This window comes from Streptomyces sp. NPDC004658 (genome assembly GCF_040609555.1).
Classification (GTDB): Bacteria; Actinomycetota; Actinomycetes; order Streptomycetales; family Streptomycetaceae; genus Streptomyces.
This window is the reverse complement of the sequence record NZ_JBEXKG010000191.1, coordinates 1-12,322: the sequence shown is the minus strand read 5'-3', so window position 1 is coordinate 12,322 and position 12,322 is coordinate 1. Positions and strand designations below refer to the sequence as shown.

At 73.3% G+C, this 12,322-nt stretch carries 15 protein-coding genes; 11 read left to right on the top strand and 4 right to left on the bottom strand.

The window, feature by feature from the left end; all coding sequences use genetic code 11:
• Nucleotides 1-91: 91 nt before the first annotated feature.
• Nucleotides 92-547: an ATP-binding protein gene (locus ABZV94_RS36215; RefSeq protein ID WP_356348291.1), complete on the bottom strand. Its 456-nt coding sequence runs from the start codon at nt 545-547 to the stop codon at nt 92-94.
• A gap of 213 nt (nt 548-760) precedes the next feature.
• Between ABZV94_RS36215 and ABZV94_RS36210 the strand changes: the two genes are divergently transcribed.
• On the top strand, nt 761-1,621 hold the full coding sequence (locus ABZV94_RS36210; protein ID WP_356348289.1) for a helix-turn-helix transcriptional regulator: 861 nt from the start codon (nt 761-763) through the stop codon (nt 1,619-1,621).
• A 9-nt stretch (nt 1,622-1,630) separates the two neighbouring features.
• Nucleotides 1,631-1,852, top strand: coding sequence for a DUF397 domain-containing protein (locus ABZV94_RS36205; protein ID WP_356348288.1), 222 nt, complete (start codon nt 1,631-1,633; stop codon nt 1,850-1,852).
• 73 nt (nt 1,853-1,925) lie between these two features.
• Here ABZV94_RS36205 and ABZV94_RS36200 read toward each other — a convergent pair whose 3' ends face one another.
• Nucleotides 1,926-3,053 carry an 8-amino-7-oxononanoate synthase gene (locus ABZV94_RS36200; protein ID WP_356348285.1) on the bottom strand — a complete coding sequence of 376 codons (1,128 nt, stop codon included), beginning with the start codon at nt 3,051-3,053 and terminating at the stop codon, nt 1,926-1,928.
• 147 nt (nt 3,054-3,200) lie between these two features.
• Between ABZV94_RS36200 and bioB the strand changes: the two genes are divergently transcribed.
• The 4 genes from bioB to ABZV94_RS36180 all read left to right on the top strand — a co-directional run bounded on the left by bioB (nt 3,201) and on the right by ABZV94_RS36180 (nt 7,161).
• Nucleotides 3,201-4,358, top strand: coding sequence for a biotin synthase BioB (gene bioB, locus ABZV94_RS36195; protein WP_356348283.1), 1,158 nt, complete (start codon nt 3,201-3,203; stop codon nt 4,356-4,358).
• Complete coding sequence (locus ABZV94_RS36190; RefSeq protein WP_356348281.1) at nt 4,351-5,631, top strand: adenosylmethionine--8-amino-7-oxononanoate transaminase; 1,281 nt, start codon at nt 4,351-4,353, stop codon at nt 5,629-5,631. Before bioB ends, ABZV94_RS36190 begins: the two co-directional genes overlap by 8 nt.
• Nucleotide 5,632: 1 nt before the next feature.
• On the top strand, nt 5,633-6,349 hold the full coding sequence (bioD, locus tag ABZV94_RS36185) for a dethiobiotin synthase (RefSeq protein WP_356348279.1): 717 nt from the start codon (nt 5,633-5,635) through the stop codon (nt 6,347-6,349).
• Between the two features lie 119 nt (nt 6,350-6,468).
• Nucleotides 6,469-7,161: a class I SAM-dependent methyltransferase gene (locus tag ABZV94_RS36180; RefSeq protein ID WP_356348277.1), complete on the top strand. Its 693-nt coding sequence runs from the start codon at nt 6,469-6,471 to the stop codon at nt 7,159-7,161.
• On the opposite strand, the gene ABZV94_RS36175 is transcribed toward ABZV94_RS36180, so the two are convergent.
• Both ABZV94_RS36175 and ABZV94_RS36170 read right to left on the bottom strand, forming a co-directional pair.
• A complete protein-coding gene (locus ABZV94_RS36175) occupies nt 7,162-7,536 on the bottom strand; it encodes a fic family toxin-antitoxin system, toxin component (protein ID WP_356348275.1) in 375 nt (124 codons plus the stop codon).
• Between the two features lie 4 nt (nt 7,537-7,540).
• Entirely contained in the window at nt 7,541-7,777 is a 237-nt protein-coding gene (locus ABZV94_RS36170; RefSeq protein ID WP_356348273.1) for a toxin-antitoxin system HicB family antitoxin, read from the bottom strand.
• Between the two features lie 145 nt (nt 7,778-7,922).
• Between ABZV94_RS36170 and ABZV94_RS36165 the strand changes: the two genes are divergently transcribed.
• The 5 genes from ABZV94_RS36165 (at nt 7,923) to ABZV94_RS36145 (ending at nt 12,192) form a co-directional block, all read left to right on the top strand.
• Nucleotides 7,923-8,069: a hypothetical protein gene (locus tag ABZV94_RS36165; RefSeq protein WP_356348271.1), complete on the top strand. Its 147-nt coding sequence runs from the start codon at nt 7,923-7,925 to the stop codon at nt 8,067-8,069.
• A 109-nt stretch (nt 8,070-8,178) separates the two neighbouring features.
• Nucleotides 8,179-9,066 (top strand): LLM class F420-dependent oxidoreductase, encoded by an 888-nt coding sequence (locus tag ABZV94_RS36160; protein WP_356348269.1) that lies wholly within the window; start codon nt 8,179-8,181, stop codon nt 9,064-9,066.
• Between the two features lie 45 nt (nt 9,067-9,111).
• A complete protein-coding gene (locus ABZV94_RS36155; RefSeq protein ID WP_356348267.1) occupies nt 9,112-9,537 on the top strand; it encodes a GNAT family N-acetyltransferase in 426 nt (141 codons plus the stop codon).
• 151 nt (nt 9,538-9,688) lie between these two features.
• On the top strand, nt 9,689-11,176 hold the full coding sequence (locus ABZV94_RS36150) for a hemolysin family protein (RefSeq protein WP_356348264.1): 1,488 nt from the start codon (nt 9,689-9,691) through the stop codon (nt 11,174-11,176).
• Nucleotides 11,173-12,192, top strand: coding sequence for a hemolysin family protein (locus tag ABZV94_RS36145; protein WP_356348261.1), 1,020 nt, complete (start codon nt 11,173-11,175; stop codon nt 12,190-12,192). Before ABZV94_RS36150 ends, ABZV94_RS36145 begins: the two co-directional genes overlap by 4 nt.
• The last annotated feature ends 130 nt before the right edge of the window (nt 12,193-12,322 follow it).

Genomic DNA, 12,322 nt, shown 5'->3' with positions numbered 1-12,322 from the left:
TCGCTACGACAAACTCGCCGTCCGCTACGAAGCCACAGTGCTGGTCGCAGCCATCAACGAGTGGCTGTGACCAGCACTTTCGCAACAGACCCTAGGGCTCCTGTTGGCCCGCCGGTACCGGGGCGGCCGGGATCGTCCAGGGGAGTTCGATCGAGACCGTCTTGCCGCCCTCTCGCGTGGGGCGGATGCGGAGTCTGCCGCCGCACTCGGCGGTGAGCCAGCGGATGATGACCATGCCGCGCCCGTTGTCCTGCTGGACGGCGGCGGGCAGTCTCTTCGGGAAGCGGGGGTGGCTGTCCGTGACGCCGATGCGCAGATGTTCGTCATGGTGCAGCGCGATGTCGACCGTGAAGGTGGGTGACTGCCCGAAGGTGTGCTGTACGGCGTTCGTGGCGAGTTCGGAGACGATGAGCCGCACGGTGTCGGCGACGTCGGTGTCGGACGGCATGCCCCACTCCGCCAGGGTGCCCACGACGTAGGAGCGGGCGGCGGAGACCGAGGCCGGATCGCTCGGCAGAGTGACGGATGCTTCCAGGTGGTCTGCCATGGCGACGTCGTCCCTTTCCCACGGGGCCGTGGTCCGACAAGGTGCGGAGGGTTCGAGTACGGTCCCGGACTGGTGCTTGTTCGCCAGACTGCCACCACCGGGCCGGTCACGGGGAGCGATCCACCAAGATATGCATATATCTGTCGCTCGAAGCGGTGAACTCTGCGACGCGAGACCGTATGTGGGCGGCCCGGAAGGAGTAAGGAGGAGCCCATGCAGAACGGTCCGGCAGTGCGCCGCCGCAAACTGGGCGCCGAACTGCGCATGCTGCGTACCGGTGCGGGGCTCACGAGCGGTGAGGCCGCCCGGCTGGTCGGCTGGCACCAGTCGAAGGTGAGCCGCATCGAGACGGGCGCCAGCGGTGTGAAACCGGCCGATCTGCGGTTACTGCTCGACGCCTACCAGGTGCGGGACACGCACCTGCGCGAGTTGCTGCTGATGCTGGCGGGGGCGGAGGACGCGGGCGGCCGGCACCGCTGGTGGCACGCCTACCGCGGGGTACTGCCGCCCACCTACCGCGATTTCATCAGCCTGGAGTCGCAGGCGAGCGCGATGCGCACGCTGGAGACGACCGTGGTGCCGGGCCTGCTGCAGACGCCGGAGTACGCCCGCGCGGTGACCCGGGCGGCCGTGAAGGACCTGGACGAGGACCGCCTGGACACGCTGGTGGAGGTGCGTCTGGCCCGGCAGGACGTGCTGCGTTCCGATCCGCCGCTGGTGCTGAGCGCCGTACTGGACGAGGCGGTGCTGCGCCGCGAGGTCGGCGGTCCTCAGGTGATGGCCCGGCAGCTGGAACGGCTCATGGAGGCCGCCCGGCTGCCCCAGGTACGGCTCCAGGTGCTGCCGTTCGCGGCGGGGGCGCATGTCGGACTCACCGGGCCTTTCGTTATCTTCTCATTTCCGAGCACTTCTGATCTGGACGTGGTTGTTCTCGACCAGTTGACGAGTAGCCTCTATCTGGAGCGGAAAGAAGACCTCATGGCCTACTCGGAGGCCTTCGACGCCCTTCAGTTCCACGCCCTTTCCCCCGAGGAATCGTTGGACTACATCGCCGGGATAGGTGACGGCGCGTAAGGAGGCACCATGTCAGCTCTGCCTCGGAACGTCCCTGCCAGTACCGACCTGCACCCCGTGCGCTGGCTGCGCAGCAGCTACAGCACGGGGGCGAACAACTGCGTCGAGACGGCCCGGCCGCGCTCCGGCCCCGCGGCCGGACTGCTCGCCGTGCGCGACTCGAAGAACCCCGCCGGACCCGCGCTGCTCTTCTCCGCCGGCAGCTGGGCGGAGTTCGTCACCACGATCTGACCGGAGGGCCTTCCCCCGGTCGGACCATCGCCCGTTCGCCACCCTCGTGCGACACACGGCCGTGTACGCCGACTCATGGTCGCGTTTCGCCGACGACTCGTACAGCGCGTTCGATCTCCGCCCCGGACAGGTCCGCCCGGGCGGTCAGCCTCAGCCGTGAGATGCCGTCGGGCACGGAGGGAGGACGGAAACAGCCCACGGCCAGGCCTGCCGCACGGCAGTCGGCCGCCCAGCGCACCGCCTGCTCCGGGGACGGAGCCCGCACGGAGACCACCGCGGCGTCCGGACGCACCGCTTCCAGACCCGCGGCGGTCAGCCGTGCGTGCAGTTCCGCGGCCACCTCCCGGGCCCGGGCCGCCCGTTCGGGCTCACGCTCCAGCACCCGCAGCGCCGCGAGCGCGGCACCGGCCGCCGCGGGCGCCAGACCGGTGTCGAAGATGAAGGTCCGGGCCGCGTTGACGAGGTGGTCGATCACCCGGGCCGGGCCGAGCACCACCCCGCCCTGGCTGCCCAGCGACTTGGACAGGGTGGCCGTCACGACCACGTCCCCGGCGCCCGCGAGCCCGGCCTCGTACGGCGCGCCCCGGCCGCCCTCGCCCAGCACCCCGAGCCCGTGGGCGTCATCCACGACCAGTCCCGCGCCGTGCTCCCGGCACGCCTCGGCCAGCGCGGCCAGCGGTGCCCGGTCCCCGTCGACGGAGAACACCGTGTCGGAGACGACGATCGCGGTGCCCCGGTGCGTCGCCAGGGCCTTGCGCACGGCCTCCGGGTCGGCGTGGCCGACGACCTGCGTCTCGCCCCGGGCGAGCCGGCAGCCGTCGATGAGGGAGGCGTGGTTGCCCGCGTCGGACACGATCAGCGAGCCGTGCGGGCCGAGCGCGGTGACCGCGGCGAGATTGGCGGCGTACCCGGAGGAGAACACCAGGGCCGCCTCGAACCCGCAGAACGCGGCCAGCGCCCGCTCCAGTTCGGTGTGCAGGGCGGTGGTGCCGGTGACCAGCCGGGAGCCGGTCGAACCGCCGCCCCAGGTCCGCGCGGCCCCGGCCGCTCCCTCCACGACCTCCGGATGGCGGGTCAGGCCCAGGTAGTCGTTGCTCGCCAGATCCAGCAGCGGTGCGTCGGCGGGGCGCGGACGCAGGGTGCGGACGAGTCCTGCGCGGCGGCGTGCCCCGGCCTGCTCGTCGATCCAGCCGAACGCCATGGGTCCTCCGGTGCTTTTGTAGGTAGCGGACAGACCCTAGCGGCACGACCAGCCACCCAGGGTGTGGCAATACCCACACGGTGAACCTGCTCCGTTGTGCAAAGTCTCCTTGGCCCGGGGCGGTCCCGTACGACAGGATCAGGCCCCATGGACCTGCTGAACACGCTGGTGGACAAGGGGCTTCGGCGCGAGCTGCCGACCCGCGAGGAAGCGCTCGCCGTGCTGGCGACCTCCGATGACGACCTGCTCGACGTGGTGGCCGCGGCCGGCAAGGTGCGCCGGCACTGGTTCGGGCGCCGGGTGAAACTCAACTATCTGGTGAACCTCAAGTCGGGCCTGTGCCCGGAGGACTGCTCGTACTGCTCCCAGCGGCTCGGTTCCAAGGCCGACATCCTGAAGTACACCTGGCTCAAGCCGGACGAGGCCTCCCAGGCCGCCGCCGCGGGCCTCGCGGGCGGCGCCAAGCGGGTCTGCCTGGTGGCCAGCGGGCGCGGCCCGACGGACCGGGACGTGGACCGGGTCTCGGAGACCATCAAGGCGATCAAGGAGCAGAACGAGGGCGTCGAGGTGTGCGCCTGCCTCGGCCTGCTCTCCGACGGCCAGGCCGAGCGGCTGCGCGAGGCGGGCGCGGACGCGTACAACCACAACCTCAACACCTCGGAGTCCACGTACGGGGACATCACCACGACCCACACGTACGCCGACCGGGTGGACACGGTGCAGAAGGCGCACGCGGCCGGTCTGTCCGCGTGCTCGGGTCTGATCGCGGGCATGGGCGAGAGCGACGAGGACCTGGTCGACGTGGTGTTCTCGCTGCGCGAGCTGGACCCGGACTCCGTCCCGGTGAACTTCCTGATCCCGTTCGAGGGCACCCCGCTGGCCAAGGAGTGGAACCTCACCCCGCAGCGCTGCCTGCGGATCCTCGCGATGGTCCGGTTCGTCTGCCCGGACGTGGAGGTCCGGATCGCGGGCGGCCGTGAGGTCCACCTGCGCACGATGCAGCCGCTGGCGCTGCACCTGGCCAACTCCATCTTCCTCGGCGACTACCTGACCAGCGAGGGCCAGGCCGGCAAGGCCGACCTGGAGATGATCGCGGACGCCGGGTTCGAGGTGGAGGGCGCCGACCAGGTGACCCTGCCGGAGCACCGGGCGGAGGCCGCGGCCTGCGGGGGCACCGGAGGCTGCCACGAGGGCGGCGGCGTCTGCGGGTCGGCGCCGGCACCGGCGGTGGCGGCCGAGCCGCGGACCGACCTGGTCGCGGTCCGCCGCCGGGGCGCCGGGACGGACCTCGCGCCCAATGCCTGAGCTCGGCGTGCCGGAGCTGCTGGAACTGGACCGGCGGCATGTGTGGCACCCGTACGGCCCGATGCCCGGCCGGGCGGAACCGCTCGTCGTGGAGGCGGCGAGCGGGGTCCGGCTGCGGCTGGCGGACGGGTCCGGCGAGCTGGTCGACGGCATGTCGTCGTGGTGGTCGGCCATCCACGGCTACAACCACCCGGTTCTCAACGAGGCCGTGCGCGACCAGCTCGGGCGGATGAGCCACGTCATGTTCGGCGGGCTCACGCACGAGCCCGCCGTCCGGCTCGCGAAGCTCCTTGTCGACATGTCGCCCGACGGCCTGGAGCACGTCTTCCTGGCCGACTCGGGGTCCGTGTCGGTCGAGGTCGCCGTCAAGATGTGCCTCCAGTACTGGCGTTCGCTCGGCCGGCCGGGCAAGCAGCGGCTCCTGACCTGGCGCGGCGGCTACCACGGCGACACCTGGAATCCGATGTCGGTGTGCGACCCGGAGGGCGGGATGCACCAGCTGTGGGCCGGTGTGCTGCCCCGCCAGGTGTTCGCGGACGCGCCGCCCGCCGGGTACGAGGAGGCGTACGCGGAGCATCTGCGGGAGCTGATCGCACGGCACGCCGACGAGCTGGCCGCGGTGATCGTGGAGCCGGTGGTGCAGGGCGCGGGCGGGATGCGGTTCCACTCCCCCGCCTATCTGCGGGTGCTGCGCGAGGCGTGCGACGCGCACGACGTGCTGCTGGTGTTCGACGAGATCGCCACCGGCTTCGGCCGCACCGGCGCGCTGTTCGCGGCGGACCACGCGTCCGTCAGCCCGGACGTGATGTGCGTGGGCAAGGCGCTGACCGGCGGCTATCTGACGATGGCGGCCACGCTGTGCACTCCGCGGGTCGCGGACGGCATCTCGCGGGGCGAGGTGCCGGTGCTCGCGCACGGACCGACGTTCATGGGCAACCCGCTGGCCGCGGCCGTCGCCTGCGCCTCCATCGAGCTGCTGCGGGGACAGGACTGGCTCGGGGAGGTCAAGCGGATCGAGGCGGCCCTGCGGGAGGGCCTGGCGCCGACGCTCGACGTGCCCGGGGTGCGGGACGTCCGCGTCCTCGGCGCGATCGGGGTCGTCCAGCTCGACCACGAGGTGGACATGAAGGCGGCGACCGACGCCGCCGTACGGGCGGGCGTGTGGCTGCGCCCGTTCCGCGACCTGATCTACACGATGCCGCCGTACGTCACCTCGGACGAGGACGTGGCACGGATCGCGCGCGCGGTGTGCGCCGCGGCGCGGGAGGGATGACATGCCGGTACTGATGATCACAGGGACGGGCACGGAGATCGGCAAGACCGTCACCACCGCCGCCGTCGCCGTCGCGGCGCTCGCGGCCGGGCGTTCGGTGGCCGTGCTCAAGGCCGCCCAGACGGGCGTGGGGCCGGACGAGCGCGGGGACGCCGACGAGGTCGCGCGTCTCGCGGGCCCGGTCACGGCCGACGAACTCGCCCGCTTCCCCGAGCCGTTGGCGCCGGGTACGGCGGCCCGGCGGGCCGGGATGGCACCGGTGCATCCGCACGAGGTGGCCGAGCGGGCCGCCAAGCTGGCCGCCGAGCACGATCTGGTGCTGGTCGAGGGGGCGGGCGGGCTGCTCGTCCGGTTCGACGCGGCCGGCGGCACGCTGGCCGACGCGGCCGAGCTGCTGGGGGCGCCCGTGCTGGTCGTGGCGCAGGCCGGTCTCGGCACGCTCAACGTGACGGAGCTGACGGCACGTGAACTGCGGCGGCGGGGCATCGAGGTGGCCGGTGTGGTGATCGGCAGCTGGCCCGCCGAGCCCGATCTCGCCACCCGCTGCAACGTGGCCGACCTGCCGGAGGTCGCCGCCGCTCCCCTGTTGGGCGCGCTGCCCGCCGGCGCCGGCGCCCTGCCCCCCGCCGAGTTCCGCGCGGCGGCCCCGGCCTGGCTGTCCCCGCGTCTGGACGGCACCTGGGACGCGGAGGCGTTCCGGGTACGGGCGGCGGCGTAGCCCTGCCGGGCCCGGTGCCGGCCAGGACACCGCGCCTGTGCCGCAGGCCGCTCGGTGGGGTGGGCCGGTGCGGGCCGGGGGACACTCTTCCCAGGGGCGTGCTGTCCAGGGAGGTTGCCATGCGGCTGCTGTCCACCCGTTCCGGCCAGGTGGCGCCGGGTCCCGTCCACCATCCGCTGTTCGCCCGCTACTACGCGCGGATCAGCGTCGCCGCCGAGTCCCGGCTGGGGATGGCCGCGATGCGGGAGCGGCTGCTGGCGGGGCTGTCGGGGCGGGTGATCGAGATCGGCGCGGGCAACGGGCTGAACTTCCGGCACTACCCCCGCGCCGTCGCGGAGGTCGTCGCGATCGAACCGGAGCCGTTGCTCAGGCAGCTGGCGCTGGAGTCCGCCCTGCGCGCAGAGGTCCCGGTCGACGTGGTGCCGGGCGCGGCGGAGGCCCTGCCGGTCAAGAGCGAGGCGTTCGACGCGGCCGTGCTGTCGCTGGTCCTGTGCAGCGTGCGGGATGTCGCGCGGACGCTGGGTGAGGTACGACGGGTGCTCCGGCCCGGCGGTGAGGTGCGGTTCTTCGAGCACGGGCGGGGCGGGGGCCGGGTGATGACGGTGACCCAGCAGGCCCTGGACCGCCTGCTGTGGCCGGCGCTGAACGGCGGCTGTCACCTGTCGCGGGAGCCGGTCGACGCGCTGCGCGCCGCTGGTTTCCGCCTCGGCCCGCACCGACGGGTGCTGCTGCCGGAGAAGGGCCCCGCGCTGCCGACCTCCTTCTGCGCGCTCGGCGTGGCCTGGCGGCCCGAGGAGCCGGAGGCCCGCTGATCAGATGCTCCAGCCGCGCAGCTCCCGCGCGATGTCGTCGACGGCCGCGGAGCCGTCCTTGACCAGCCGCGCCAGGTCCCGGACCTGCTCGGGCGTGGTGGCGATCTTCTCGCCGCCGGCGACCAGGTAGGCGTAGGCGACCGCCGAGGCGAACAGCGCGTTGCCGCGTTCCAGCGCGGGGACGTGGATGAGCAGCTGGAGCAGGGAGGCGGCACGGGCGTGCGGGGTGTCGTACACGGGCACGCCGAATATCTCGGCCCGGTGGCGGGCGACGGCGGCGACCAGCGCACCCCAGTCGGTGACCTGCGGATCCCCCGGGGTCTTCTGCTCGGCGAGCATCAGCAGCCAGGCGAGGTCGATGCGGAGATCGTTCAAGGGATCAGCGGCGGCCTTCACCGGTGCCGCGGGTCTCGGCGAACTCCTCGGCGAACACGGACTCGTACTGCTTCATGAAGTCGGCGGCGGCCTCGACGAACGTGCGTCCGGCCTCGCCGGTGTCCTGTCTGACCAGCTCTTCGATGTAGCGGTTCACGCTCATCCCGCGGGCCAGGGCGCGCTCGCGGGCGGCGCGGGCGGTGCCCTCGTCCACGCGCACGTTCAGCTGGGTCTTCGCCATGTCTCGCCGCTAGCGCCGGAACGCTAGCGGCGGCAAGGGCGCACGGTGGCACGGCGCCGGGCCCACCTCTGCGCCGGCACCCCGCCCACACCCTCGCGCTGTCCGTGGTGCAGCGGAGGCCGGTGCTGGAGCTCGTGCGGGGCGGGTGCGCGCGGCAGGTGCCGGCCGTGCGCGGGCCGTCGCGGTCCCGTGGGGCACGATCGTCGCGGTGGTGATCGGCTCGGCGGTGGTGGGCGTGGTGGCGGCCCTGCCGCCCGCGCTCCGGGCGTCGCGGCTGCGGGACCGGCGGTGATCGCGCACGAGTGACCGTCCCGGGCCCGGGGTGTTCTCGATCCATGGAGGCCGGGGTCGGAGAAGATGGAAGCGGACCAACTCAAGTCGCCGCCGATCGGGGAGAGTTCATGCCGCGTCCGTTCCGCTTCGGAGTCAACCTGCTCGCCTCCGCGCCCGCCGACGAGTGGCGCGCCAAGTGCCGCCGCGCCGAGGAGCTGGGGTACGACGTGATCCTCGTCCCGGACCACCTCGGCATGGTCGCGCCGTTCCCGGCGCTGGTCGCTGCCGCCCAGGCGACCGAACGGCCGCGGCTCGGCACGTTCGTGCTCAACGCGGGCTTCTGGAACCCGGCGCTGCTGGCCCGCGAGGTCGCGACCACGGACGCGCTGACCGGCGGCCGGCTCGAACTGGGCCTCGGCACCGGGTACGTACAGGCGGAGCACGAGGCGGCCGGGCTGCCGTTCGGCTCTGCGCGCGAGCGGGTCGACCATCTGGAGCGCACGGTGGCGGAGCTGGAACGGCTGCTCGGCTCCGGCGAGCACGAGCCGCGGCCGGTGCAGTCCCGGGTGCCGGTGCTGATCGGCGCCAACGGCGACCGGATGCTGCGGCTGACCGCCGCGCACGCGGACATCGCGGCCTTCACCGGCGCCCGGCCGGGCAGGACGCCCGGCACGCTGGACCCCCTGGACGCCGAGGAGCTGGACGAGCGAGTGGCCCGTTACCGCGCGCTGGCGGCGGACCGGGCGGAGCCCGCCGAGCTGAACCTGCTGATCCAGCTCGTGGCCGTCGCCGACGATCCCGGGCCCGCGCTGAAACCCCTGCTGGAGCGGCGGCCCGATCTCACCCTGGAGCAGGCGCTGGCCCTGCCCCTCGTGCTGGCCGGGCCGCTGGAGGAGGTCGCGGCGAAGGCGCTGGCCCAGCGGGAGCGGTTCGGGTTCTCGTACCTGACCGTGCTGGAGCCGTTCATGGAGGCGTTCGCGCCGGTGATGGAACGGCTGCGCGCGCAGTCCGCATGACGGAATCCGGGACGGCGCCCGGACGGTCCTGATCATGATGGGCGCATGACTGAACTGTGTCTGCGCTCCGCCGTGCCCGACGACATCGACGCCGTCCTCGCGTTCTGGAGGACGGCCGCCGAGGGCACCAGCATCAGCGACGACCGCGCCGGGGTGGAGCGGCTGACCGACCGCGACCCCGAGGCCCTGATCCTCGCCGAACAGGACGGCGAGCTGGTCGGCACGGTGATCGCCGGCTTCGACGGCTGGCGGTGCCATCTGTACCGGCTGGCGGTGCACCCGCAGCGGCGGCGGCAGGGCATCGCCTCGGCGCTGCTGGCCGCCGCCGAGGAGCGGTTCCTGCGGCTCGGCGGGCGGCGCGCCGACGCGATGGTGCTGGTGCGCAACGAGACCGCGCACCACGCCTGGGGTGCGGCCGGGTACGGGCCGGAGGAGCACTGGCGGCGCTGGGTGAAGCCGCTCACGGACTGAGGTCGAACGCTTCTTTGCTCATCCTTTACCCTTGAGGGAGCACTCGGCCCTCTATGAAAGGTTGTGAGCGTCCGCCCATGGGCGAGCCTCCCAGTCCGCGATATCGCGCGTTCTCCCGAACCCTGTCCGATCCTGGGACGGGGGTGAACCGATGACCGAAGTGCTCCTCCTTCTGGTGGCGATCCTGCTGTCGCTGGCCTGCGGCGCCTTCGTGGCGGCGGAGTTCTCGCTGACCACGGTGGAACGCGGCGAGCTGGAGCGGGCCGCCGCGCGCGGCGAGCGCGGGGCCGCCGGCGCCCTGAAAGCCGCACGGAACCTGACCTTCCAGCTGTCCGGCGCGCAGCTCGGCATCACCGTGACCAACCTGGTGGTCGGCATGCTCGCCGAGCCGTCGATCGCCAAGCTGCTCGCCGGGCCGTTCCAGGCGGTGGGTCTGTCCCGGACCACGGCGAGTTCGGCCGCGCTGGTCCTCGGCACGGCCCTGTCGACGGTGGTCCTGATGGTCGTCGGCGAGCTGGTGCCGAAGAACTGGGCGATCTCCTCGCCGCTGACCATGGCCAGGCGCGTCGGCAACGCGCAGCGCCTGTTCAGCGCCGCCTTCCGGCCCTTCATCACCCACCTGAACAACACCGCCAACCGCTTCGTGCGCCGGCTCGGCATCGAGCCCGCCGAGGAACTGGCCTCCGCGCGCGGGCCGCAGGAGCTGGCCGCCCTCGCCCGGCACTCCGCCAAGGAGGGCGCCCTGGAGGCGGACACCGCCGAGCTGTTCGTGCGGACGCTGAACCTGGCCGACCTCACCGCCGAGAACGTGATGACCCCGCGCGTCCAGGTCATCGCCCTGGACACCCAGGCGACCTGCGAGGACGTGGCAAACGCCACCCGGGCGACCGGCCTGAGCCGGTTCCCGGTCTACCGGGGCAGCCTGGACTCGGTCGTCGGCACCGCCCACATCAAGGACGTGCTGGCCGTCCCCGCCGACCAGCGGCGCCACCGCACGGTCGCCCAGGTGATGCGCGAGCCGCTGCTGGTGCCCGAGTCGCTGACCGTCGACCGGCTGCTGGACCGGCTAGGCGGCCGGCGCACCATGGCCGTCGTCATCGACGAGTACGGCGGTACGGCCGGGGTGGCCACCCTGGAGGACATCGTGGAGGAGGTCGTCGGCGAGGTGCGGGACGAGCACGACCCGCACGAGACGCCCGACCTCGCCCCCGCCGGCGCGGACGAGCGGGGCCGCGCCCTGTACGCGGCGGACGGCGCCGCCCGCACCGACCAGCTCGCGCGCGTGGGACTGCGCGTGCCCGAGGGTCCCTACGAGACCCTGGCGGGCCTGGTCGCCACCGAGCTGGGCCGGATACCCGCCGCCGGTGACAGCGTCGAGGTGGCCGGCTGGCTGCTGGACGTCGTCGACGCCTCGGGCCGCCGGGCCGCCCGGGTGCTGATGCACGCGCCGCTGGACGACGAACGGCCCGTCGTCGGCCCCGGCGGTGCCGACCGGACCGCCGGGAGCGACCGCAGCGGCGGAACCCGGGGGCGCCCCGGGAGCGAGGGTCGCGGTGGGACCGCCGCCGGGGGACGGCACGGGACCGAGGGACGCCGTGGTACCGAGGGACACCGCGGGACGCGGGAGGGGACGCGATGACCGCCGTACAGCTGCTGATCGGTCTGGCGACCCTCGTCGTCAACGCCTTCTTCGTCGGCGCCGAGTTCGCGCTGATCTCCGTGCGCCGCTCGCAGATCGAGCCGCTGGCCCAGGAGGGCGACCGGCGGGCGCGGAGTGTGCTGTGGGGTCTGGAGCACGTGTCCGCGCTGCTGGCCGCCGCCCAGCTCGGCATCACGCTGTGCACGCTGGTCCTGGGTGTGGTCGCCGAGCCGGCCATCGCGCATCTGCTGGAACCGGTGTTCCACGCGGTGGGCGTGCCGACGAGCGCGGGTCACGCCGTGTCCTTCGTGATCGCGCTGACCCTCGCGACCTACCTGCACATGCTGCTGGGCGAGATGGTGCCCAAGAACATCGCGCTCGCCGAGCCGGTGCGCAGCGCGCTGCTGCTCGGCCCGCCGCTGGTCGCGCTGTCCCGGGCGCTGCGACCGGTGATCTTCGCGATCAACGCCTTCGCCAACGGGCTGCTGAAGCTGCTGCGTGTGGAGGCGAAGGACGAGGTCGCGGCGACCTTCACGGACGCCGAACTGGCCGAGATCGTCAAGGACGCCAGCGAAGCGGGCCTGATCGACGACCGGGCGCAGGAACGGCTGCACGACGCGCTGGAGCTGGGCAGCCGTCCGGTGCGGGACGTGGTCGTGCCGCTGCAACGCGTCGTCTACGCGCGCGTGGGTGTCACCCCCGAGCAGCTGGAGCGGCTGTCGGCGGAGTCGGGCTTCTCCCGCTTCCCGGTGGTCGACACCAGCCGCCGGATCGTGGGCTACCTGCACGTCAAGGACGCGCTGGACGCCTCACCCCGGGACGTGCCGTTCCGTCTGGGCGACATGCGGTCCATCGCCCGCGTCCGCGAGAGCACCCCGCTGGACGACGTCCTCACCGCGATGCGCGGCAGCCGCACCCACCTGGCAGCCGTCCTGGGCGACGACGGCCGGCTCGCGGGCCTGGTGACGATGGAGGACGTGCTGCGCGAACTGTTCGGCCAGCCGGTGCAGGGCTGACGGGGCGCTGACGCGGCACAGCCGCCGTGACGTCCGCGCGGGCCGCCGCACACCTGCGGCGGCCCCCCCGAGGCGGGCGGGGGGGGCCCCGGGCCGCCCGGGTTGGCCGGGCGGCCCACCCCCCGGGTTT